The sequence below is a fragment of the Mycobacterium sp. RTGN4 genome (assembly GCF_033804635.1).
Taxonomy (GTDB): Bacteria; Actinomycetota; Actinomycetes; order Mycobacteriales; family Mycobacteriaceae; genus Mycobacterium.
This window is the reverse complement of record NZ_JAPZLB010000017.1, coordinates 77,689-98,913: the sequence shown is the minus strand read 5'-3', so window position 1 is coordinate 98,913 and position 21,225 is coordinate 77,689. Positions and strand designations below refer to the sequence as shown.

Annotated in this window: 22 protein-coding genes and 1 pseudogene; 10 read left to right on the top strand and 13 right to left on the bottom strand. The window is 65.8% G+C overall.

Going from position 1 to position 21,225, the window contains the following annotated elements; genetic code table 11:
* Positions 1 to 7: 7 nt before the first annotated feature.
* Positions 8 to 931: a choline kinase family protein gene (locus SLQ30_RS28210; protein ID WP_319450071.1), complete on the bottom strand. Its 924-nt coding sequence runs from the start codon at positions 929 to 931 to the stop codon at positions 8 to 10.
* A 4-nt stretch (positions 932 to 935) separates the two neighbouring features.
* Positions 936 to 2,216 (bottom strand): competence/damage-inducible protein A, encoded by a 1,281-nt coding sequence (locus tag SLQ30_RS28205; RefSeq protein WP_319450072.1) that lies wholly within the window; start codon positions 2,214 to 2,216, stop codon positions 936 to 938.
* A 131-nt stretch (positions 2,217 to 2,347) separates the two neighbouring features.
* Here SLQ30_RS28205 and SLQ30_RS28200 point away from each other — a divergent pair, with 131 nt between their 5' ends.
* Positions 2,348 to 3,049 carry a DedA family protein gene (locus tag SLQ30_RS28200; protein ID WP_413468204.1) on the top strand — a complete coding sequence of 234 codons (702 nt, stop codon included), beginning with the start codon at positions 2,348 to 2,350 and terminating at the stop codon, positions 3,047 to 3,049.
* Positions 3,050 to 3,142: 93 nt separating this feature from the next.
* Positions 3,143 to 3,544, top strand: a complete 402-nt coding sequence (locus SLQ30_RS28195) for a hypothetical protein (protein ID WP_319450167.1) — start codon at positions 3,143 to 3,145, stop codon at positions 3,542 to 3,544.
* Here the strand turns inward: SLQ30_RS28195 and SLQ30_RS28190 are convergent, their stop codons facing one another.
* From SLQ30_RS28190 to SLQ30_RS28180, 3 genes are read right to left on the bottom strand one after another with little or no spacing between them, the layout of a single operon-like run.
* On the bottom strand, positions 3,545 to 3,769 hold the full coding sequence (locus SLQ30_RS28190; protein ID WP_319450073.1) for a hypothetical protein: 225 nt from the start codon (positions 3,767 to 3,769) through the stop codon (positions 3,545 to 3,547).
* Between the two features lie 17 nt (positions 3,770 to 3,786).
* Positions 3,787 to 6,621, bottom strand: a complete 2,835-nt coding sequence (locus tag SLQ30_RS28185) for a glycosyl hydrolase 2 galactose-binding domain-containing protein (RefSeq protein ID WP_319450074.1) — start codon at positions 6,619 to 6,621, stop codon at positions 3,787 to 3,789.
* A gap of 30 nt (positions 6,622 to 6,651) precedes the next feature.
* Positions 6,652 to 7,272 carry a TetR/AcrR family transcriptional regulator gene (locus SLQ30_RS28180; RefSeq protein ID WP_319450075.1) on the bottom strand — a complete coding sequence of 207 codons (621 nt, stop codon included), beginning with the start codon at positions 7,270 to 7,272 and terminating at the stop codon, positions 6,652 to 6,654.
* Positions 7,273 to 7,331: 59 nt separating this feature from the next.
* Between SLQ30_RS28180 and SLQ30_RS28175 the strand changes: the two genes are divergently transcribed.
* Positions 7,332 to 8,165, top strand: a complete 834-nt coding sequence (locus tag SLQ30_RS28175) for an alpha/beta hydrolase (protein WP_319450076.1) — start codon at positions 7,332 to 7,334, stop codon at positions 8,163 to 8,165.
* Positions 8,166 to 8,177: 12 nt separating this feature from the next.
* On the opposite strand, the gene SLQ30_RS28170 is transcribed toward SLQ30_RS28175, so the two are convergent.
* The gene (locus SLQ30_RS28170) at positions 8,178 to 8,921 is read right to left on the bottom strand and encodes a glucose 1-dehydrogenase (RefSeq protein WP_319450077.1); all 744 of its coding nucleotides are present in this window, start codon (positions 8,919 to 8,921) and stop codon (positions 8,178 to 8,180) included.
* A 77-nt stretch (positions 8,922 to 8,998) separates the two neighbouring features.
* Here SLQ30_RS28170 and SLQ30_RS28165 point away from each other — a divergent pair, with 77 nt between their 5' ends.
* Entirely contained in the window at positions 8,999 to 10,078 is a 1,080-nt protein-coding gene (locus SLQ30_RS28165; RefSeq protein ID WP_319450078.1) for a diacylglycerol kinase, read from the top strand.
* Between the two features lie 4 nt (positions 10,079 to 10,082).
* Here SLQ30_RS28165 and SLQ30_RS28160 read toward each other — a convergent pair whose 3' ends face one another.
* Positions 10,083 to 10,529, bottom strand: a complete 447-nt coding sequence (locus SLQ30_RS28160; protein WP_319450079.1) for an ATP-binding protein — start codon at positions 10,527 to 10,529, stop codon at positions 10,083 to 10,085.
* A gap of 42 nt (positions 10,530 to 10,571) precedes the next feature.
* Positions 10,572 to 10,901, bottom strand: coding sequence for an STAS domain-containing protein (locus SLQ30_RS28155; protein ID WP_319450168.1), 330 nt, complete (start codon positions 10,899 to 10,901; stop codon positions 10,572 to 10,574).
* Positions 10,902 to 11,302: 401 nt separating this feature from the next.
* Here SLQ30_RS28155 and SLQ30_RS28150 point away from each other — a divergent pair, with 401 nt between their 5' ends.
* Positions 11,303 to 12,142: an HAD-IB family hydrolase gene (locus tag SLQ30_RS28150; protein WP_319450080.1), complete on the top strand. Its 840-nt coding sequence runs from the start codon at positions 11,303 to 11,305 to the stop codon at positions 12,140 to 12,142.
* Here SLQ30_RS28150 and SLQ30_RS28145 read toward each other — a convergent pair.
* Both SLQ30_RS28145 and SLQ30_RS28140 read right to left on the bottom strand, forming a co-directional pair.
* The gene (locus tag SLQ30_RS28145) at positions 12,090 to 12,293 is read right to left on the bottom strand and encodes a bacterioferritin-associated ferredoxin (protein ID WP_319450081.1); all 204 of its coding nucleotides are present in this window, start codon (positions 12,291 to 12,293) and stop codon (positions 12,090 to 12,092) included. The genes SLQ30_RS28150 and SLQ30_RS28145 overlap by 53 nt on opposite strands.
* Positions 12,293 to 12,937, bottom strand: coding sequence for a fatty-acid--CoA ligase (locus tag SLQ30_RS28140; protein ID WP_319450082.1), 645 nt, complete (start codon positions 12,935 to 12,937; stop codon positions 12,293 to 12,295). Before SLQ30_RS28140 ends, SLQ30_RS28145 begins: the two co-directional genes overlap by 1 nt.
* Before the next feature lie 166 nt (positions 12,938 to 13,103).
* On the opposite strand from SLQ30_RS28140, the gene SLQ30_RS28135 reads away from it, so the two are divergent.
* The 3 genes from SLQ30_RS28135 to SLQ30_RS28125 all read left to right on the top strand — a co-directional run bounded on the left by SLQ30_RS28135 (position 13,104) and on the right by SLQ30_RS28125 (position 17,188).
* On the top strand, positions 13,104 to 14,237 hold the full coding sequence (locus SLQ30_RS28135) for a nitronate monooxygenase family protein (RefSeq protein ID WP_319450083.1): 1,134 nt from the start codon (positions 13,104 to 13,106) through the stop codon (positions 14,235 to 14,237).
* A 145-nt stretch (positions 14,238 to 14,382) separates the two neighbouring features.
* Positions 14,383 to 14,958, top strand: a complete 576-nt coding sequence (locus SLQ30_RS28130; protein ID WP_319450084.1) for a TetR/AcrR family transcriptional regulator — start codon at positions 14,383 to 14,385, stop codon at positions 14,956 to 14,958.
* Positions 14,948 to 17,188 carry a molybdopterin-dependent oxidoreductase gene (locus SLQ30_RS28125; protein ID WP_319450169.1) on the top strand — a complete coding sequence of 747 codons (2,241 nt, stop codon included), beginning with the start codon at positions 14,948 to 14,950 and terminating at the stop codon, positions 17,186 to 17,188. The genes SLQ30_RS28130 and SLQ30_RS28125 overlap by 11 nt, the downstream gene beginning before the upstream one ends.
* Here the strand turns inward: SLQ30_RS28125 and SLQ30_RS28120 are convergent.
* Positions 17,185 to 17,733 carry a TetR/AcrR family transcriptional regulator gene (locus SLQ30_RS28120; protein WP_319450085.1) on the bottom strand — a complete coding sequence of 183 codons (549 nt, stop codon included), beginning with the start codon at positions 17,731 to 17,733 and terminating at the stop codon, positions 17,185 to 17,187. The genes SLQ30_RS28125 and SLQ30_RS28120 overlap by 4 nt on opposite strands.
* A gap of 61 nt (positions 17,734 to 17,794) precedes the next feature.
* Between SLQ30_RS28120 and SLQ30_RS28115 the strand changes: the two are divergent.
* Positions 17,795 to 18,325: pseudogene (locus SLQ30_RS28115) on the top strand (DUF2867 domain-containing protein); the annotation flags it as partial.
* Positions 18,326 to 18,825: 500 nt separating this feature from the next.
* On the opposite strand, the gene SLQ30_RS28110 reads toward SLQ30_RS28115, so the two are convergent.
* Entirely contained in the window at positions 18,826 to 19,383 is a 558-nt protein-coding gene (locus tag SLQ30_RS28110) for a hypothetical protein (protein ID WP_319450086.1), read from the bottom strand.
* Positions 19,384 to 19,590: 207 nt separating this feature from the next.
* Between SLQ30_RS28110 and SLQ30_RS28105 the strand changes: the two genes are divergently transcribed.
* Positions 19,591 to 20,853: a cytochrome P450 gene (locus tag SLQ30_RS28105; protein ID WP_319450087.1), complete on the top strand. Its 1,263-nt coding sequence runs from the start codon at positions 19,591 to 19,593 to the stop codon at positions 20,851 to 20,853.
* Here SLQ30_RS28105 and SLQ30_RS28100 read toward each other — a convergent pair.
* On the bottom strand, positions 20,839 to 21,201 hold the full coding sequence (locus SLQ30_RS28100) for a hypothetical protein (protein WP_319450088.1): 363 nt from the start codon (positions 21,199 to 21,201) through the stop codon (positions 20,839 to 20,841). The two genes, SLQ30_RS28105 and SLQ30_RS28100, sit on opposite strands and share 15 nt — an antisense overlap.
* Positions 21,202 to 21,225 lie beyond the last annotated feature (24 nt).

The window sequence follows — 21,225 nt, the reverse complement described above, 5'->3', positions numbered from 1 at the left end:
TCGCCTTTCAGTCCGCTGCTTGAACGTCTTCGAGAAGCCTGTCGAAGTCGGGGCCCTTGAACTCGGCAACGGCAGCCTCATACCGCTCGATGCCCCATCCCCAGAAGTCGAAGTCCAGTGGGCTCGAACCGTTTTGAATACAGCCCCATAGCGCCCAGCCGTACATGCCGACGATGCCCTGAAGCCGGGCGCGAGCGATCTTGTGGCGCAGCCTACGACCGTAGTAGGCGGTCACCAGTTCCTCGCGCTGCTCGGCGGAGAGCTGACACTCGCATGAGGTGTTGCCCAACTCGAAACATGGGTCGTTGTTGCCGGAGTACTCGTAGTCGATCAGCCACATGGTGTCGCCGTCGGAGACGAAGTTCGCTGCCAACAGGTCGTTGTTGCACGGGACGGTGGTCTGGTGGGTGGCCGTCAGCACCACTTTCGCGCGCTCGAAGTGATCGGCGAACTCCAGGTAGTCACTCGGCAATCGAAAGCCATTGTCCTGCACGACTTTGAGATAGCGCCGCTGCTTTTCGAACATGTCGAAGGTGCCGTGAAAGCGTGGTCCGGAATGGAGCTTGCGCATCGCCGCGGCTGCCTTGGTCAGCACCTCTGGCCGTTGGAAATCGTTGTTGGACAACGTCGTCCCGTTCAGGAATCCGAGTAGCAGGATGCCCAGGTCGGGGCGGTAGTCGAGCACCGGGGCGCCCACCCCGGCATCGGCGGCGGCTCGGGAGTTGTAATGCTCCTGGTCGCGGTCGATACCCAGCAGCCCCGAAGAGTTGCCTGAGCATCGCGCGACGTACGTTCCGCTGGGCGTGGTGACTTTGACGTTGCGGTTCGTCAGTCCGCCGGAGAGCTCCTCGAGTCGCCGCTCTTGCCCGGCGAGTGTAGGCAGCTCGTCGAGGATCGCATCGAGCTCTTCGTCGGTCAGCGAGAACGACATGGGGTCACTGGGCGTCGGTGGCGGTCAACGCCCGTCGCAGCATGTGCATCACGACCGTCGTCGAGCGTTCGCGTATGTCGGAGCGGTCGCCAGGAAGCCGGAGCGTGCGGGTGTCGGTGTACCCGTTCCCGAGCTTTACGCTGAAACAGACTGTGCCGACCGGCTTCTCGGCAGATCCGCCTCCTGGCCCCGCGATGCCGGTGATGGCGACCGCCGTATCCGCGCCGAAGCGCTGCAACGCACCAGCGGCCATCGCCTCGGCGACCGGCTCCGACACCGCTCCGTGGGTATCCAGAAGCTCGGCTGCGACGCCGAGCAGGTCCATCTTGGCCTGGTTCGAGTACGACACCACGCCGCCAGCGACGTACGCGGACGAGCCTGCGCGGTCGGTCAGTCGGGCCGCGACCATTCCGGCGGTGCACGATTCCGCCGTGGCGATGGTGCGGCCGGCCAGCATCTCGGCGACCTGGTCGTCGACGAGCGCCCCGTCGGTCGAGAAGAGTTCGCGGCCATGGCGGTCGCGAAGCACACCGAGGACTTTCTGGTACACCGGTGCGGCGTCGGGTTCGTAGCGGGTGACGATCTCGAGCTCGCCGCGGCGCAGGCACGTCGTGATCTCGAGCCGGTCGAACCCGGGGACGTTCTGTTCGGCGTCGCGCAGCGTCTCGGCCAGTCCAGACTCCGGCAGTCCGAACATGCGGATCGTGGCCTGGCGGTAGACGGTACGGCCCGCGATCGCCTGCTGGACGGCCGCGGTCTCGACCGCCTTGGGCCACATCGGCTGGAGCTCGCGCGGCGGGCCGGGTAACACCACGACCGTCGGCTGGCCCGAACCCGGCACCACGACACCCGGCGCCGTCCCCACCGGACTGAGTATCTGGGCGCCCGCGGGGACCATGGCCTGCTTGCGGTTGGCGGCCATCACGGCATCGAAATCAACGCCCTCACGTTGCCCCATGAGCCTCTTGAGGATGCCGGCGATCGTCTGCTCCAGCTGCGTGTCGAGCACCAGTTCGCGGCCGCAGAACTGCGCCACTACCGCGACCGTCATGTCGTCGGCGGTTGGGCCCAGTCCCCCGCTGGTGACGATGAGGTCGACGCCCTCGGCGGCCAGGAAGCGTAGCTGGGCCTCGATGTCCTCGGGACGATCGCCACAGATGGTGATGTGAGCCAGTTCCACTCCGAGTTCGAGCAACTGGTCGGCCAGCCATGGGCCGTTGCGGTCCTGGACCCGCCCGGTCAGCACTTCGGTTCCCGTGACGACGATGCCTGCGCGCACACTCACGGGGTATGACACTACGACGCGGTGTCACGAGCCGGAGTGGCGCATGAGGAAGCCAACCACCGAACATCGAATTCGAGTGAGCCACCTGCCGTTTGCCACCTGGAAACGTGCGCGCATTAGCTTGAACGGCCGTGACGACCAGCGCCATGGCTCTGCCTTCGGTGCTGGACCCCATGTACTGGCTGGGCGCCGGTGGCGTGTTCGGTTCGGCGGTGTTGCCCGGCGTCATGCTGATCGTGTTCGTCGAGACCGGGCTGTTGATCCCTTTCCTGCCAGGCGACACCCTGCTCTTCACGGCGGGATTGCTTGCGGCTCAGGACGGCGCGCCGGTGGACATCTGGACGCTGGCGCCCTGCGCGGCGGTGGCTGCCGTGGCAGGCGGCCAGCTCGGGTACTTCATCGGATGGCGCCTGGGTCCGGCGCTGTTCAAGAAAGAGGATGCGCGGTTCTTCAAGAAGCACTACCTGACGTCGTCGCACGAGTTCTTCGAGCGGCACGGTCGCAAGACCATCGTGATCGGGCACTTCATCGGCGTGGTGCGGACCTTCACGCCGGTGATCGCCGGGGCCTCAGGCATGCGCTACCGAGTGTTCCTCGCCTACGACGTCATCGGTGCGACGGCCTGGGGGGCCGGGCTGACGGTCGTCGGGTATCACCTGGGCGGAGTGTCGTTCATCAGCGCGCACTTGGACTGGATGGTGCTGCTGATCGCCACGCTGTCGATCGTGCCGGTCGCGGCCTCCGCGATGCGGGCGATGTTCGCCCGACGGGCAGCTGCTACGTCAGCTGACGAGGCGGATTGCGAAGCCTCACAACTCGATCGCCGTTCCTGACTCAAGGTTGCTCGCGACCCGTAGGTTCGCATCGTGGGTGTGCTCTTGCCGGTGCTGATCGGGTGCAGCGGGTTTCTTATCGCCGTGCTGTGGATGGACCTGATGTTCGACGTCCAGGTGCTGGCGCACCGACGTCGGAACACGCTGCCGGAACCCGTGCTGGCCTCCATCGGCGACTACTATCACCGGGCCACCACGACGGCCAGGCCGATGAGTCACCTCATCGCACTGGTGATGCTGATCATGTTGTCCGCGTGGGGTTTCCGTGCCGCACTCGGCGATGATCCCGCGTGGTGGCTTGCGGTTGCGGGGGTCCTTGCGGCGGCGCCGGTACTGCTCGCCTTGGTGCGCACGGTTCCCAATGCGGTTCGGCTGGGGCACCGCACCGGCACGGCGGAGGAACAGACCCGGCTGGCGCGGTCGGTGCTCGTCGACCACGTCGTGTGCCTGGGCTGCCTCTCGGCGTTCGTGGCTGGTTGGCTGATCGTCGCTTGACTAGCGGCTGAGCCAACCCTTCACCGTCGTGAGGTCCCGTGAGTAGGACTCCATGACGTCGTCCTGAAACCGCGACCCTCCGCTGATCGCGTCGTCGCCTTGCCAGATCACCCGTACGCGGACGGGACCGCGCACGTAGATGTCAACGCGCTCGTCCACCCTGCGTTGCCAGCCCACGCCCTCGGAGGCCTCGGCAAGCGCCGTGCGTTCGTTAGATCCGGCCATCTCTGTGCTCCTTCGTCTCATGCAACCGGCACGACGACCGGTGCCGTGTTGTATCCGGTGACGCGGACCCAGTTAGCCGCTGCGTACGGGCTGGGGACGATTCCCCGCACCGTAACAGTCTCACCGGGGAAGACGGTCACGTAGTTGTCGTCGTACTCGATCGGCAGAATTTCGTCCCCGTCCCGGGTCGAGGTGAGCTCGGCCCGCTCGAAGAACGCAATCCGTCGGGTGGCGTTGTGCAGCCTAATCGTGGCCACCTGCTGCCCCGCGCCGTTGGTGGTGCGCTCGGCGGTGACGCCCAAGGGTACGCGAGGGAGGTAGTTCAGTGATGTCATGTCCGCCCAGGTGGCCTGGTTGGCGTCGAAGGCGAAGTCACGGTCCGGGTCTCCGACGTCGTCGTTCCGCTGCGATTGCCAGTACACGTTCTCGCCGATGACGTCGCCCGCGGCGTCCAGCAATTCGCACCGGACGAAGAACACCGACGAGTCACGCGCCTCCCTTGGCAGCGTCAGCGCGGGCGCGGCAGCTCCGGACGGGACGGTCAGCCGATCCGACGTGCGGTCGTCTCGCAGCTTGCCCTGGAGGTCGTATACGCGCACCCGAACGTGGACGTTCGCGGCCTCGTTCGGGCTCTGGTTGACGACGCTGACTCGGGCCTGAGTGCCGTCGCCGGTGGCATACGAATCGAACACCGCCGACAACGGGCGCAGACCCTTCTTGGCGCCGTAGTACGCCCCACCGGGGCGGAGGTAATAGTCGAACAGGTTGCCGAAGAACGACGGCCAATGACTGTTGAGCATCCAGTAGATCGACATCTTGTGGCCGGCCCATCCGAGCGCGGCGAAGGCTTCGAACTGGGCCCGAGTCGATTCGTAGTGCGCGAGTTGCGCCTTGCGCGTGAACTCCTCAGCGCCGCTGGATGGACCGTACCGTCGATTGATCACGCGCTGGATGCTCGTCAATGCGGCGTTTCCCGGGTTCGAACCGGCATGGAACGACCAGGTGTCGTTGATCGGCCACAGCTTGTCCGGCGGAATGAACTTCACCAGGCTGGCGAAGGGCGGGATGTGTTCGTTGTCGCCCTGCTCGGCCGACGCACCCCTGGCCGCGGGGTAGCGCCCGGAGAACCAGTACGACGGCGGACGCCATGTGTACGGGCCGGCCATCTGAATGCCGTCCCATACCCGCTCGCCGTCGGGCGTCGTGGAGTACGACGACACCGTATCGACGACCGCGTTCTGCCAATGGACGTCGCGCAGGATGGCCCGGTACCGCTCCAGTACCGCCGGGGGCGGATGCCCGTCACTGGCGTTGGCCCACACGATGGCCGAGGCGTGGGAGCGCAGCATCGTCAGCTGCGATCGCATGCTGTCCTGTGCGACGGCCATGTCCTCGTCGTCCCACTGCGGCCACTTCTCCCACTGGTTGCAGCACATCCAGCCGACCATCAGTGGAATGCCGAGCTCGTCGGCCTGCTCCACGAATTCCTCGTTGGGAATCTTCGATTCCAACCGCAACATGTTGAGTCCGAGGTCTTTGACGTAGGCCAGGATCGCGTCCTCGCGGTCGGGGTCGTACCTGAACAGCAGATCGGGTGTGTAGGTGGCGCCGCGGACCAGGAAGTTGCGGCCGTTGACCTGCAGGTAGAAGCTTCCGCCCTTGCCGAGTTCGGGGAATTGCTCGTCGTCATCGCGGCCTTGGGTGATGGTGCGCACGCCGAAGCGCAACCGACTCTCGTCGACGGCCTGGTCGAACTGCCGGAACTCCAGGTGCAGATCGTACAAATTCGGAGCGCCCATCGTGTACGGCCACCACAGGTCCGGGTGGTTCACGGTGAGTGCACTGAAATCGGTTGGAGCGAAGCTGATCTCACGTTGCTCACCGGGCCCCAGGGTGACGTCCTGCTGCACATGGACGTCGGGCTGGCCGGGACGGGTGATGGTCGCCCGAAGCACCCCGCGGACCCGACGTTGCGAGAAGTTGTGGAGGCCGCTGTGGATGGTGAGTTGCGCGCTGTCGGTCTTCGGCAGCGGCAACTCGGTGTTCACGGTGGAGGCGCCGATCGCCACGTCGCCCGACATGCGCAGGTACACGGGCTTCCAGATGCCCGCATTGCGATCGGGCACGAACGAGTTGCCGTAGCCGGGGTTCTTACCAGGGCCCTGGTAACCGATGTAGTTCCAGTTGATCCAGTCGAACCAACTGTCGGCGAGCTCGACGCCGTCGATGTCCTGGAGCGCCCGCTCCGGGGTGACCTTGACCGCGAGCACGTTGGGACCGCCTCGCTTGATCCACGGGGTCACGTCGAGTTGGTGATCGACGTACATGCCGACGATCTCTCGTGGCCCGGCCACCATGTGGCCGTTCAACCACACCTCGGCCCGATAGTTGATCCCGGGAAAGTTCAGTTGGTAGGTGCTGTGGCCGCCGGGCGCTTCGAACGTCGTGCGGTACCACCAGTCCTGCAGATACAGATCCTGAGGGACGTCGTTGAGCATGTTCGTGCCGTAGTACGGATCCGGGATGGTGCCGTCGGCCCGAAGTGCCTCCAGCACCGTCGCGGGCATCGAGTGCACCCGATGCCAGTCAGCGTCGCGGTACTCCGGCGTCGAGATGGTCGCGCCGTCGGCCTTGGTGTCCCTAGCCGATGCGAGCGTCCACCCGCGTGACAGCTCGAGTTGAGCCGCGGGACGTTCGGGCTGCACGAATCGCGGCAGGTCTCCGGCACAAACGGCCAGCAGGATCACGAGCGTGGCGACGGTGCCCAAACCGAAGGTTCGGCGCAGCGCTGTCGCTATTGCCGTACCTCCTCCGGTGATGGTGGCGCCCCGCCTCGCCCAGTGCGTAGACAAGCATTGTGCCTGCCGTGCCCATGGGCGTGCTCACCTGGCGGCGATCCCGGTGATCAGGCGATCGCAGACGGCGAACATCTGCTCCAGCGCCTCGGTCGGGTCGGTGGCGCGCGAGACGTAGAGCGCGGCCTCGTCGAGTGCACCGAGCAGCACGTGGGCCGCCGGACGCGTCGGCTGGGCGGGAATGACGCCGTCCGCGATGGCCTGCACCAACATCGCCTCGACGATCCCGAGCCCATACTTCATGCCGACCTCGCGCCAGCGGTCCCAACCGAGCACCGACGGCGCGTCGATGAGCACGATCCGTTGCACCTTCGGCGACGAGCACTCCTCCAGGAACAGCCGGGCGCCGGTGCGCATGGCCTCCAGTTGTGTGGACGGGGTGGCCGCTGCGAGGCGCGTCATGATCGCGGCGACGACGTCCCGTTCAACCTCCTCGTAGACGGCGTCGAACAGGCCTGCCTTGTCACCGAATTGGTGGTAGAGCGCGCCCCGCGTGACTCCGGCCGCGTCGACGATCGCCTGGGTCGACACCGCGGCGTAGCCATCGCTGGCGAACAGCGTGCGGCCCGCGTCGAGCAGCCGCGCTCGGGTAGCGGCCGTGCGTTCGGCCTGGGTTCGTCGCTGTTCTGGCTTGCCGTTGACATTCATACAGACTGCACGTAACTTTCATACCAAGTGTTCGTAAGTTGATCAGGAGGGTAGTCCACATGCCGCAGGTCAGGTTGGAACAAGCGACGATCGAGTACCGCGTGTTGGGGCCCGACGATTCGCCCCATCCCCCGGTGCTGTTCGTACACGGCATCCTCGTCGACCACAGGCTCTGGCTGAAGGTGGCAGAAGAACTGGCGCGCAACGGGTTCCGCTGCATCCTGCCCGACCTGCCACTGGGCTCGCACACGATCCCCGTCGACCGGTCGGTAGCGCTCACCCCGGTCTCGGTCGCCGAGCTGATTCACGAGTTCATCGTCGAACTGGACCTGCAGGACGTGACGCTGGTCGGCAACGACACCGGCGGCGGCCTCTGCCAGCTGCTTGTCGACGCCCACCCCGACGACGTGGGTCGACTCGTGCTCACCAACTGCGACGCCTTCGAGAAGTTCCCGCCCTTCCCGTTCAACCTCGTCTTCGCGCTGATGCGGGGACCCAGGTCGATCAAGGCGCTTGCCGGTCCGATGCGCATTCCCGCGATCCGCAATTCACCGCTCGGGTTCGGCCTGCTGTTGGAGCGCGACGATGCACTCACCGCGTCCTGGATCGAACCCATGCTCTCCGACCCGCGCATCGCGCAGAATCTCGCCACGCTGTTGCGTGCCGTCGGCGCAATGGATCTCAACGACGTGGCCACGCGACTCCCGCGCTTCGCCAAACCGGTGACGATCGTCTGGGGCATGGCCGACCGCTGCTTCACCCCGGCGCTCGGCCGGAGGCTCGCGGCGCTGTTCCCCAACGCCACGATGGTGGAGGTGCCGGGTGCGCGCACATTCGTCGCGCGCGACAACCCCGCGGCCGTGGTCGACGCGATCTCGGCTATCAGGGTTTAAGGGGGCCCGTACTTAGAAGATGTCCTTGTGGGGGACGTCGGTCACCAGGCCGCCGTCCATCACGAATTCGCTGCCCGTCGCGAACGACGACTCGTCGCTGACCAGGAACACCACGAACGAGGCGACCTCTTCGACCCGACCGGGCCTGCGCAGCGGCGCGGTGACCATGTCGTCGGGAAAATGCTTGGTCATCGGGGTCCGGATGAAGCCGGGGTGAATCGAGTTGACCCGGATGTTCTGCGGGCCGAGTTCGATCGCTGCCGATTTCGCGAGGCCGCGCACCGCCCACTTCGATGCCACGTACGGGTGCACCATGGGCGCGCCGCGCAGCCCTTCGATCGACGAGACGTTGATGATCGACCCGCTGCCTGCCGCCTTCATCTGCTCGACGACGGCCTGCATGCCAAGGAATGTGCCCGTCAGGTTGACGTCGATGACGTGCTGCCACTTGGCCATGTCGAACTTGCCGATCTTGCCCAGCGCGACGACACCCGCGTTGTTGACGAGTGCGGTCAATCCGCCGAACGCATCGACGGCGACCTTCACCGCGGCGTCCCACTGCTCGGCGTCGGTGACGTCGAGGTGCACATAGCGGGCTGAATCGCCAAGTTCGTCGGCCAGCACCTTGCCCTCGTCGTCGAGGATGTCGCCGATGACCACTTTTCCGCCTTCGGCGACGAGTGCCTTGGCGTGAGCCGCACCCATCCCCCGTGCCCCGCCGCTGATCAGTGTCACTTTTCCATCCACGCGTCCCATGATCGGAGAGGCTACCGCACGCGGTTTTCGAATTAGAACCTGTTCCAATTCCAGGGGCGAACACGCATACTCTCGGCATGCCCATTCGCGTCGCACTCATCGGTACCGGCAACTGCGGCAAGCTGGCCCTGCGCCAACTGATCAACGACCCGCGGTTCGAACTCAGCGGCGTCTGGGTGTCGTCGGACGCCAAGGTCGGTAAGGACGCAGGTGAACTCGCGGGCCTCGACGTCACGACCGGGGTTGCCGCCATCGGCGAGCTCGACGCCATCATCGCGGCGAAGCCCGACTGCGTCGTCTACTGCGCGATGGGCGATGTCCGGTTGAAGGAGGCGATGGCCGACATCCGGCAACTTCTGGCGGCCGGGATCGACGTCGTCGGGTCGGCACCAGGCGTGCTGCAATACCCGTGGCAGGTCATCCCCGACAAGTACATCGAAAAGGTGGAAGAGGCTGCACGCGAGGGTAATTCGAGTGTCTTCATCACCGGCGTCGACCCAGGCTTTGCGACGGATCTGTTGCCCTTCGCACTGTTGAGCACGTGCCAGAGCGTCCAGCAGGTGCGCACGATGGAGATCGCCGACTACGCCACTTACGACGGCGAGACGGTGATGTTCGACGTGATGGGTTTCGGAAACCAGCTCGGGGACTTCCCGATGCTCTTCCAGCCTGGCGTGCTGAGCATCGCGTGGGGCACCGCGATCCGGCAGCTCGCGGCCGGACTCGGGGTCGAGGTCGACGAAATCAGGGACTCGGTCGAGCAAGAGCCGGCACCAGAAGATCTGGACGTCGCCGCCGGCCGCATCGCCAAGGGCACCGTGGCGGCGCTGCGCTTCCTGATCGAGGGCATGGTCAAGGGCGAGCCCGTCATCGTGGTCGAGCACGTCACGCGGCTCCGCGCTGACCTGCGCCCGGACTGGGCGCAACCCGCACACCCCGGCGGCTCTTACCGTGTCGAAATCACTGGTGAGCCATCGTATTTCGTCGACATCGTGCCCACCAGCCGCAACGGCGGGGCACCGTATGCGGCCATTCTGGCGGCGGCGGGTCGAATCGTGAATGCAATCCCCGACGTCATTGCGGCCGCGCCCGGTATCCGGACTAGCCTGGACCTCCCCTTGGGGACGGGCAAGGGGATCTACGGGCTGCCCGCGTAGGGGATCAGCGCCGCGGCACGTTGGTCCACACCAACCGCACTTGCGTTCCGTCGAGGGACGTTTCGATGGCGGTGCGGTCCGACAGTGCGCGCATCAGGGGGATTCCGCGTCCGCGGCTTCGGGTCGTCGGCGCCGTGTCCGTCATTCGCCACTCGCCGCGGTCGGCGACGACGACCGTGATGGACGACTCGGCCGAGTCATGCCAGGCCAGCAGGTCCATGGTGCCGACCACGTCGTTCGCCCCGTAGGCGAACTCCGCACTGTTTGCCAAGGCCTCGTTGATGGCCAGCACGAGGTCGCTCAGTCGAACGGGGTCGAGGTCGAAGGACCGCCGCAGCCAATCGGCGAATTCCTCCCGGGTACGGGCAGCGGTCTGGAGCGTGGCGGCTAGCCCGATGCGCTCGAAGCGTTCGGCGTTGGCTACGTCTGCGGCAGGCATTGAATCGATCATGACAGCAGACTGGTACCCCGTCGACGCACTGGTTAAGCGTGTCTAGCTTCGCAATGCGGCCAGTGCGTCATCGAGGGTGGCGTAAAGGGGAACGATGTCGGCAACTCCGACCAGTTTGAGCGGTCGGCTGGTGGCCGGGCCGTCGGCCACGACGGAAAAACGGGTGCCGTCATCCGCCTCGTCGTGCGCAGCAACGAGCACGCCCATCCCCGCTGAGGCGAGGAATTCAACGGCAGTCAGGTCGACGACGAGGCCCTCTGGCTTTTTGGCCACGGCGGCCCGCAACGCGTCGTCGAATTGAGGTGCGGTCACCGCGTCGATCACACCGGATACAGCCACGATTGCCACCTCGCCGACCCAATGCTCGGTCACGTCACACGTCGATCCGGACGAGGCAGTCGCATCGTCGGTGGATGATTCGCGTTGTTCGTTCAAGGCCCAACTTTTCTCTTTGGCCGTCTTCACTGGGTGCAAGGCGGCGTCACTCCCCCGTGATTGCGTGGCTGAGGCTAAACCGTTGCAAACACGAAACTGCCGAGCTCGAACCTATCCGATGGTGGCCTCATTGTGCTGATCGGCCGCGCCGTGGGCTGGTCGATGGCCTGTGTGATCGTCCAAGATCGTCCTACTGCCGTGCAGGTTGACTGGCTTCTCCGCGCTCAAGCGAAGCTGCAGTCCGACGTCGCCGGAGCACGAACCAACCCTACCGCTACCACCAATGGCTAAGCAGACGTAGTCGCCAGGCAAACTGGGGCCGTTGGGTACGGTTCGCCGTGGGAACGGGGGTCACCATGGACAACGGAGGGCTGGAGATACCTGCAGCTCGCGGGGGCGCACGAAGCGACCCGGGAACGAACATCGACGCTTCGGTCGCTGCGCATTTGGCGGAGCTCGCGGCGAGTCCCTCGGGTGCGCACATCGGTGCCTACTTCGACCTGGACGGCACGCTCGTCTCCGGGTTCACGGCAACAATCCACGCCGGCCACCGCATCCGCAATCGTCAGGCCAGGATCGGCGAGGTGTTGGGCGTGCTGGAGGCGTCGGTGCGCTACCGGTTGGGCCGCATGGAATTCGAGCGGCTGATCGTCCGGGCCGCTGGCTATTTACGTGGCGAGTCCATGTCGGAGCTTGACGCGCTTGGGGAATGGCTGTTTCGACGTCACATCGAGGCTCGCCTCTTCGCCGGCATGCGTCAGGTGGTGCGCGCGCATCAGGAGCGGGGCCACACCGTCGTGGTGAGCTCTTCTGCACTGACCATTCACGCCGAACCGGTGGCGCGCCACCTCGGGGTCGCCACCGTCATCTGCAACCACTTCGAGGTGGACGACCGTGGCGCGCTGACCGGCGGCGTCGTGGCGCCGATCGTCTGGGGGGCAAGGAAGGCGGCGGCCGTCGAAACGTTCAGTGCGGCCACAGGCGTTGACTTGCAACGGAGTTACTTCTACGCCGATGGCGACGAGGATGTGTTCTTGATGCGTGCCGTCGGCCATCCGCGGCCGGTAAACCCGCGTTCCGGGCTTGCCGCTGAGGCGGCCCGCGCAGGCTGGCCTGTGCTCAGGGTCAGCGGTTCGGCCCGTCGGGGTCCTGGGCGGGCCCTGTTGCGGCGCGCTTAGCCTCGACGATCGCCCGCACCGTGCGCCGGCAGCGTCCGCACTCCGAGCCTGCACCGCATGCGGCGGCCACCTGCTTGGACGTCGACGCACCCGCGGCCACGGCGTCGGCGACCGCTTGGTTCGTGACCCCGACGCACAGGCACACGTACATCAGCCGTCGTCCGTCTGATCCGCCTCATCGACACGCAGCATGCTCTGGAGTTTCCCAACGAAGACCGGCGGATATGCCCCCATGCCGGCCTTGCCCATCCACTCCGTGGACAGTTCGGAGTCACGCAGCCAATGGCGAGCGTGATTCTCGTCGTCGATCTGAAACAGCATCATCACTTCGCGCGCGTTGTCGAACGCGTCGAAGATCAGCAAGCGGCGCACCCCTGCGGCCCGAAGATCGTCAGCTGTTTCCCGCACGTGGGTGATCAGATTGGTCACGTTCTCCACGGTGGTCACCACCGACACCATCACCTCGGGGGCCGACGGCAGAGACTCCGCGGAAAGCTCGAGGCGTTCGACCAGTTCTCCGGCGAACACGGCGGGAATGTCCTCGACACCGACGGCGTCGAACCACTCGAAGAAGATCTGCGAGCGCAGTAGTTCTATGACCGTTTCCTTGGTGTGGATCGCGATCAGCACCAGCACGCGGCCAGGATCGGTGGTCGACGTATAGACCAGCACGTGGTGAGCGCCCAGTTCGGCGAGCCCGTCCTGCCGTCGTTCGAGCAGGGGCCACACACGTTCGGGATCGGGCACGCGGTAGTCCGACGCGAGCACCAGAGAGTGATTGAGCCAGTGCGTCACGTGTTGGGGTCCTTTGGCGACACAAACGCGGATGTTAACCGCATTCGCTCCCAGCGGTGATGCGATTCTCCCCCGCTGCGTGTCGGCCATTGACCCAACGTCCACGGGCAGGTACTAAACTAGAACACGTTTCAATTCTTAGTGACGTTCACCCCGAGGAGCAGGCATGCACACCGCCCTATGCGATCAACTTGGCATCGACCTGCCGATCTTCGCCTTCACGCACTGTCGCGACGTGGTCGTCGCCGTCAGCAAGGCGGGCGGCTTCGGCGTGCTCGGTGCGGTTGGCTTCACACCCGAGCAACTCGAGGTCGAGCTCAACTGGATCGACGAGCACATCGGTGACCACACCTACGGCGTCGACATCGTCATCCCCAACAAGTACGAGGGCATGGACTCGAACCTGTCCGCCGACGAGCTCGGGAAGATGCTGGCCGACATGGTGCCGCAGGAACACCTCGACTTCGCCCGCAAGATCCTCGTCGACCACGGCGTCCCGCTCACCGATGAGGACAACGAAAGCACGTTGCGGCTGCTCGGCTGGACCGAAGCCACCGCCACTCCGCAGGTCGAGGTCGCGCTCAAGCATCCGAGGATGACGCTGATCGCCAACGCGCTTGGCACGCCACCCAAGGAAATGATCGAGCACATCCACGCCGAGGGCCGCAAGGTGGCCGCGCTGTGCGGATCGCCGAGCCAGGCCCGCAAGCACGCCGACGCCGGTGTCGACATCATCATCGCCCAGGGCGGTGAGGCCGGCGGGCACAGCGGCGAGGTGGGCTCGATCGTGCTGTGGCCGCAGGTGGTCAAGGAGGTGGCGCCGGTACCGGTGCTTGCGGCGGGCGGCATCGGCAGCGGGCAGCAGATCGCCGCGGCACTTGCACTCGGTACGCAGGGTGCGTGGACCGGTTCGCAGTGGCTGATGGTCGAGGAAGCCGAGAACACCCCGGTTCAGCAGGCGGCTTACGCCAAGGCAGGCAGTCGCGACACCGTGCGCAGTCGATCGTTCACCGGCAAGCCGGCGCGCATGCTGCGCAACGATTGGACCGACGCGTGGGAAAACCCCGACAACCCCAAGCCGCTCGGAATGCCGTTGCAGTTCATGGTCTCCGGACTAGCGGTGTCCGCCACGCACAAGTACCCCGACGAGACCGTCGACGTGGCGTTCAACCCGGTCGGCCAGGTGGTCGGGCAATTCGAGAAGGTGGAGAAGACCTCCGCGGTCATCGAGCGCTGGGTCCAGGAGTACCTGGAGGCCACCAACACGCTGAACGAGCTCAACGAGGCCGCTTCGGTCTAACCCGCTCTCCCGAAGTCCCGCCGGCGCCATGTCGGCGGGACTTTCGTTGTTGAGGTGGCGATCCTCGTGCAGATCTCGCGACGTTTCCGCCGTGTTCTGCAACAGGGCTGTCGCTAGCGTGACGCTATGTATGATGCTCTACATAATGGTGAGTCCTCGCGAACGAATGATCATCTCCACCGCCTTGCTGATCCGCGAACGCGGCGCGCATTCCACGGCCATCTCCGACGTCCTCGAACACAGCGGTGCACCCCGTGGCTCGGCATATCACCACTTTCCCGGCGGACGCACGCAACTGCTCTGCGAGGCGGTCGACTATGCCGCCGAGTTCACGGCGGCGCGCGTGGCGAAGGCCGACACCAGCGTGGCGGCCGTCGATGTCATCGTCGAGGGGTTCCGCAAGTCGTTGATCGAGTCCGACTTCCGCGCCGGCTGCCCGGTAGTGGCCGTCGCGGTCGAGGCCGACAACCAACAGGTGATCGACCGGGCCGCGGCCGCGTTCTCCCGCTGGACCGAACTCATCGGCCGACGCCTCGAAGCAGATGGTGTCGCTCCCCCACGCGCGGAGGAACTTGCGATGTTGCTCATGACGTCGATCGAGGGTGCGATCCTCGTCGCCCGCACGGCCCGCGACATGAAACCACTCGACCTGGTCCACCGACAATTGCGCGTCATGGTGGCCGCGGAGACCGAGCATGGGAGCGCCCACGATGAACGCTGATGGCAACGAGTGGCATTCGACCGCCTGCATCCTGTGCGAATGCAATTGCGGCATCGTCGTTCAACTCGACGATCGCAAGATTGCGAAGATCCGTGGCGACAAGGACCATCCCGCGTCGCAGGGCTACACCTGCAACAAGGCGCTGCGCCTCGACCACTATCAGAACAACCGCAACCGGCTGACCACACCGCTGCGTAGGCGGTCGGACGGCAGCTACGAGGAAATCGACTGGGACACCGCGATTTCGGAGATCGCCGAAGGGTTCGAGGCGATCCGCGACAACCATGGCGGCGACAAGATCTTCTACTACGGTGGCGGCGGTCAGGGTAACCACCTCGGGGGCGCCTACAGCGGCGCGTTCCTGAAGGCGATCGGCTCGCGCTATCGATCCAACGCGCTCGCGCAGGAGAAGACCGGCGAGCATTGGGTCGACGCGCAGCTGTACGGCGGCCACACGCGTGGCGAGTTCGAGCATGCCGAGGTGTCGGTGTTCATCGGCAAGAACCCCTGGATGTCGCAAAGCTTTCCGCGCGCGCGTGTCGTGCTCAACGAGATCGCCAAGGACCCCGCCCGCTCCATGATCGTCATCGACCCGGTCATCACCGATACCGCCAAGCTCGCTGACTTCCATGTGCGCGTGCGCCCGGGTACCGACGCTTGGTGTCTGGCGGCGCTTGCCGCGATCCTGGTGCAGGAAGAGCTGTGCAACGAGCGGTTCCTCACCGAACACGTCACGGGAGTCGACGACGTCCGCGCCGTCTTGCGGAACGTCGGGGTCGCGGACTACGCGAGGCGGTGCGGCGTCGACGAGGGCTTGCTCCGCGCGGCGGCCCGCCGGATCGCAAGCGCCGAGAGCGTTTCCGTCTTCGAGGATCTCGGGATCCAGCAGGCGCCCAACAGCACGCTGTGCTCGTATCTGAACAAGCTGCTCTGGATCCTCACCGGCAACTTCGCCAAACGTGGTGCCCAGCATCTGCATTCGTCGTTCGCGCCGTTGTTCAGCGTCGGCGGGGTCGGCCGCACGCCCGTGACCGGCGCGCCGATCATCGCCGGGTTGGTGCCGTCCAACGTGGTGCCTGAGGAGATCCTCACGGATCATCCCGACAGGTTTCGCGCGATGATCGTCGAGAGCAGCAACCCGGCGCACTCGGTGGCGGACTCGGCGCGGGTGCGCGAAGCGCTGCTGTCACTGGATCTCTTGGTCGTCGTGGACGTTGCGATGACGGAGACCGCGCGGCTCGCGCACTATGTACTCCCGGCCGCCAGTCAATACGAGAAACCCGAAGCCACGTTCTTCAATCTCGAGTTCCCGCACAACACCTTTCAGCTGCGTCACCCGTTGATGGTGCCGCTACCTGGCACGCTCGCCGAACCTGAGATCTGGGCCCGCCTGGTCCGTGCACTAGGTGTGGTCGACGACGAGGACCTGCGTCCGCTTCGCCGCGCGGCGGCCGAAGGTCTCGACGCGTACACGTCAGCCTTCCTCGCCGCCGTCGGCACGAATCCGGCGCTGGGCCGGGTGTTGCCGTTCGTGCTCTACGAAACGTTGGGCCCCGCTCTGCCGGAGGGGCTCGCCGGCGCCGCAGCGCTGTGGGGGCTGGCCCAGAAGACGGCGATGACGTACCCGCAAGCGGTGGCACGGGCTGGCCACACCGACGGCAACGCACTCTTCGAGGCGATTCTGGCCAGCCGTTCGGGCGTGACCTTCACCGTGCACGAATACCAGGACGATTTTGCGCTGATCACGCACTCCGACAAGAAGATTGCCCTCGACATTCCGGAAATGCTCGAGGAAGCCAGGGCTTTGACCGACAGCCGTGCCGCGTTGACCAGCGCGGAGTTTCCCTTGGTGCTGTCGGCGGGCGAGCGGAGGGCCTACACCGCCAACGACATCCTCCGCGATCCGTCGTGGCGCAAGCGCGACGTGGATGGTGCACTGAGAATCAGCGTCGAGGATGCCAGTGCGCTCGGCGTCGTCGACGGCGATCACGTGCGTATCAGCACCGCGGCGGGCCGGGCCAATGCGACCGTCGAAGTCAGCGAAGCAATGCAAGCCGGGCACGTCTCGCTTCCGAATGGCTTCGGCGTCGACCACGTCGAAGCCGACGGCAAGGCGGTCACCCCCGGGGTCGCACCAAACGAACTGACCTCATCGCAATGGCGCGACGCGTTCGCGGGTACGCCCTGGCACAAGCACGTGCCCGCCCGCGTCGAACTCGTCGTCGGCTAGGCAAGCAGCCGCGCGGCGGCTCGCCGAAGCACGGCCGCGCGCTTGCGAGGGCCATGGTCGGCTGCGATGAAGTGGTTTCCGATCAACAACGAAAATGCCATCAGAGCAACAGCTTCCACGTCTTCGGGGTCCGCGTGCCACTCCGATATCAATACCCTGAGGTAGTCCATCCTGCGGTTGTCGACGCGGCGCAGGCGATCGGCGACCGTCGCGTCGCGGCGCGCCCAGTTCCGGACCGCGAGGTCCACGGGCAGCAACTCTTCGGACAAGGTCAGCAGGCCGGCCTTGGTGACCTTCGACCGGGCGTCGCCCCCTTCCCGTTCGACTCGCTCGAGTACCTCGTCCGCGCTCCTGGTCTCCCACGTGTCGAGGAGCGCGTCGAGCAGTGCCTGCCGGTCGTCGAACTGGTGATAGAAGCCGCCGCGTGTCACGCCAAGCGCTTGCGCCAGCGTGTCCACTCGCACGGCGTCGGGACCCCCCTCGGCCAAGGCGGACAGCCCGGCGTCGATCCATGCGCTGCGAGTGGTCCGGGTGGGTGCTGGCATTGACCCTCCTGAGGTGAAACCGACCGTTGACAAGATGATCTGATCATACATACAGTTATGTATGCAACGATTCGGCATGCTACCGATCAGCGCCCACACCCGTATGCCGTGGCGAATCCACGACATCGCCAAGGACTTTCGCGTAGAGGACGTGTGGGCGCTCCCCACGGTCGGCGGTCCCGACGACTTTCCCCGCCTGGTGAAGTTGATCGAATCATTCGACCCCGCAGCGTCCTCCCCCGTCGTGCGTGCACTGTTCGCGATCCGGTGGCGGGTGGGCGATTGGCTGGGCCTGGACCGAAGTGACAGGGGGCTCGACGCTCGCGTGCCCTCGCTGCGCGCACACCTACCCGCCGACCTTCGGGGCGACGTCGAGGTAGCTTGGCCCGCTGACTCGCCGTTTCGACTCTTGTACGCGACCAATCGCGAAGCGGCCTTCGAGATCGCCAACGCGACCGTGCACGGCGTGCTCCACCTCGGCTGGAAGCCCGACCGAAACGGCGGTCACCGCGGCCAACTTGCGGTGCTCGTCAAGCCCAACGGACGGTACGGGGGCGCCTACGTAGCCGCGATCGCCCCATTCCGCTACGCCCTGGTCTACCCGCTGATGCTGCGCTCCATCGGCCAACGATGGCGACAGCAATCCGTACGTCAGGTGGACGTACCTTCCGGCATCCGCGACCTGAGCACGTTGCCCACGATCGACTACGCCGACGCGTTCCTCGTCGACACGAGCGCACACGGCGACTGGACGCCCGAGCGCTGGGCAATCGCGGTGCTGGAAGAAGCTCCCCCCGAGACGCGCAGTCAGCTGCTGGCCGGCTGGTCGGCACTTGGCCTCAAGAGCGCTGAGACCGACCGATCCGTGCTGGGCTGGGACATTCGGCGCAGCAGCGCCGACTCGCTACTTCTCGGCAGGGGCTCGCGGATCGGAATGCCCGGCGAACTGCTGTTCGCGCGGCGTCCGGACGGTTTGCTCTTCGCCACGTTCGTGCACCATCGGACCGCGGTCACGCGCGCGTTGTGGGCGGCGGTTCGGCGGACTCACGTGCGGACGGTGTCGTCGCTGCTCGCTCGGGCCGTCCGCGGTTCTTACGGGCTTGCCGGGAGTGGGACGGCCGGTGCTGGCGGCACAGGCGGCGCATCGGGCAGCGCAGGCGGCGGAGGTGCCGCCGCGGGATCTACCGGTGAGGTCGGCACGTTCGGGCCGGGGGCCTGATCCGGGTACGGCGTATTCATGCCACGCTGTGCCACTCCCATCAGCAGAGCTTGTTTGCCGCTGATGTCGTGGTTCTGGACGGCCTGCCAGAGGTCTTTGAGGTAGCTGACGTTCGGCGAGTCCCTATCGGCTTCCTCGGGATTCATCGTCGAACCTGGCGGCGGGGCGTCGGGACTCGCGAGGTGGGAGATGCCGTTGGGTGGCGTTGGCAATTGATCGGGCACCGGCGGGGTTGCCCCGTCGCCGTCGGGCGGCGCCAAAGGCCCGGGCGCAGGCGCCGCTGCCACCACGGCGGGCGCGGGATTGGGCCCCGGCGGCACCGCGGGCGCGGCTGGATCGGCGGACGCGCTCACTGCGACGAACAGCGCCACGGCAGGTACCGACGCGCCGCATGCAAATGCCGTCAGAAAGCTTCGGACGTCGACACTCATCGCAGATGCCTCTCGCTGTTGCCCCAGGGACTGATGGTACCTCTGGGGTCTCTCCCGTTTGATGAGAATTTCGTTACAAATCTGGAATGGGAACAGGTTTCACTTGTGAGTTCCTCGGACTTTTGGAAAGCCGCCGCGGTGCCCGCCATCTGTGGTGTAGCAATGCCTTACCGCCACTAGATCACGTCGTCTCCAGGAGCTCATCAGATGCCAAACAGCGCGCGGACTCCGAACCTCCCCGCCGGGTTCGACTTCACCGACCCCGACATCTACGCCGAGCGTTTGCCCATCGAGGAACTCGCTGAGATGCGCAAGGTGGCGCCGATCTGGTGGAACGAACAGCCGGCGGATGTCGGCGGTTTCGGCGACGGCGGTTACTGGGTGGTGACCAAGCACAAGGACGTCAAGGAAGTGTCACGGCGCAGCGACGTGTTCTCCAGCCAGGAGAAGACGGCGCTGCCGCGGTATGCCGAAGGTTCTTCGCTCGACCAGATCAACGCCAGCCGGGGGGTGGTGCTGCTCAACATGGACGCACCGCACCACACCCACTTGCGCAAGATCATCTCGCGCGCCTTCACTCCGCGCGCCATCGAACTGCTGCGCGCCGACCTTGCCGACCGCGCCCGTGACATCGCTGCCAAGGCGGCGGCCGAGGGTTCCGGGGACTTCGTCGAGCAGGTGTCCTGCGAGCTTCCGCTGCAGGCCATCGCGGGCCTGATGGGCGTGCCGCAGGAAGAGCGCAAGAAGCTGTTCGACTGGTCCAACCAGCTTGTCGGCGACCAGGATCCGGAGTTCGCGTCCAACGATGGGCTCACCGCCTCGGCCGAACTGATGATGTACGGCATGCAGCTGGCGGCCGAGCGCGCCGATAGCCCCACCGAGGATCTCGTCACCAAGCTGATTCAGGCCGACGTCGAGGGTCACAAGCTCACCGACGACGAGTTCGGCTTCTTTGTCATCATTTTGGCGGTGGCGGGTAACGAGACCACGCGCAACTCGATCACCCAGGGCATGATGGCGTTCGCGGAGTTCCCCGAGCAGTGGGAGCTGTTCAAGCGCGACCGGCCCGGGACCGCGGCTGACGAGATCGTCCGGTGGGCCACCCCGGTCACCTCGTTCCAGCGCACCGCGTTGGAGGACACCGAGCTGGGCGGCGTGGCGATCAAGAAGGGTGAGCGGGTGGTGATGTTCTACCGCTCGGCCAACTTCGACGAGGACGTGTTCGACGAGCCGTACACGTTCAACATTCTGCGCGACCCCAACCCGCACGTCGGCTTTGGCGGGACGGGCGCCCACTACTGCATCGGCGCCAACCTGGCCCGGATGACCATCGACCTGATGTTCAACGCGATTGCCGACGCGATGCCGGACCTCACGTCGCTGGCCAAGCCCGAACGCCTGCGGTCGGGCTGGCTCAACGGCATCAAGCACTGGCAGGTCGACTACACGGGAGCCTCAGCGGCGAAGTAACTTCGGAGCCGCTTCGGCGATATTGGACTGCGGCACAGTGGTTTTCGGTGCGCCCGGGTAGTCGATGATCGACCGCCAGTAGGCCTCGGGTAGCTCGGCACCGGTGCGCAACACCTTCGCCAGCCCCGTCGCCATCGCGATACCGAGTAGGCCCAGCCACAGTCCGGCCAGGGCGATGATCAACCACAGCGCCTTCGTCAGTTCGGGCCACGGCGAAACGACGAGGAGTACCGGCGCAAAGAAGAAGCCCAGTCCGATGAACCACGACGAGCCTGCGCGATCGGACTTCAACACGAACCGCAACCACCGCGGAACGGGTGACACCGCTTGGGCCGGACGGGTTTGCATCGTCGCCTCCTCTTCGTGCGCCGG

Bases quoted from the DNA above. Each gene is read 5' to 3' on its own strand.
- SLQ30_RS28210 (WP_319450071.1), bottom strand. From the start codon at position 931: ATGTCGTTCTCGCTGACCGACGAAGAGCTCGATGCGATCCTCGACGAG.
- SLQ30_RS28195 (WP_319450167.1), top strand. From the start codon at position 3,143: ATGGACCTGATGTTCGACGTCCAGGTGCTGGCGCACCGACGTCGGAAC.
- SLQ30_RS28190 (WP_319450073.1), bottom strand. From the start codon at position 3,769: ATGGCCGGATCTAACGAACGCACGGCGCTTGCCGAGGCCTCCGAGGGC.
- SLQ30_RS28180 (WP_319450075.1), bottom strand. From the start codon at position 7,272: ATGAATGTCAACGGCAAGCCAGAACAGCGACGAACCCAGGCCGAACGC.
- SLQ30_RS28175 (WP_319450076.1), top strand. From the start codon at position 7,332: ATGCCGCAGGTCAGGTTGGAACAAGCGACGATCGAGTACCGCGTGTTG.
- SLQ30_RS28170 (WP_319450077.1), bottom strand. From the start codon at position 8,921: ATGGGACGCGTGGATGGAAAAGTGACACTGATCAGCGGCGGGGCACGG.
- SLQ30_RS28165 (WP_319450078.1), top strand. From the start codon at position 8,999: ATGCCCATTCGCGTCGCACTCATCGGTACCGGCAACTGCGGCAAGCTG.
- SLQ30_RS28160 (WP_319450079.1), bottom strand. From the start codon at position 10,529: ATGATCGATTCAATGCCTGCCGCAGACGTAGCCAACGCCGAACGCTTC.
- SLQ30_RS28145 (WP_319450081.1), bottom strand. From the start codon at position 12,293: ATGTACGTGTGCCTGTGCGTCGGGGTCACGAACCAAGCGGTCGCCGAC.
- SLQ30_RS28135 (WP_319450083.1), top strand. From the start codon at position 13,104: ATGCACACCGCCCTATGCGATCAACTTGGCATCGACCTGCCGATCTTC.
- SLQ30_RS28130 (WP_319450084.1), top strand. From the start codon at position 14,383: ATGGTGAGTCCTCGCGAACGAATGATCATCTCCACCGCCTTGCTGATC.
- SLQ30_RS28125 (WP_319450169.1), top strand. From the start codon at position 14,948: ATGAACGCTGATGGCAACGAGTGGCATTCGACCGCCTGCATCCTGTGC.
- SLQ30_RS28120 (WP_319450085.1), bottom strand. From the start codon at position 17,733: ATGCCAGCACCCACCCGGACCACTCGCAGCGCATGGATCGACGCCGGG.
- SLQ30_RS28110 (WP_319450086.1), bottom strand. From the start codon at position 19,383: ATGAGTGTCGACGTCCGAAGCTTTCTGACGGCATTTGCATGCGGCGCG.
- SLQ30_RS28105 (WP_319450087.1), top strand. From the start codon at position 19,591: ATGCCAAACAGCGCGCGGACTCCGAACCTCCCCGCCGGGTTCGACTTC.
- SLQ30_RS28100 (WP_319450088.1), bottom strand. From the start codon at position 21,201: ATGCAAACCCGTCCGGCCCAAGCGGTGTCACCCGTTCCGCGGTGGTTG.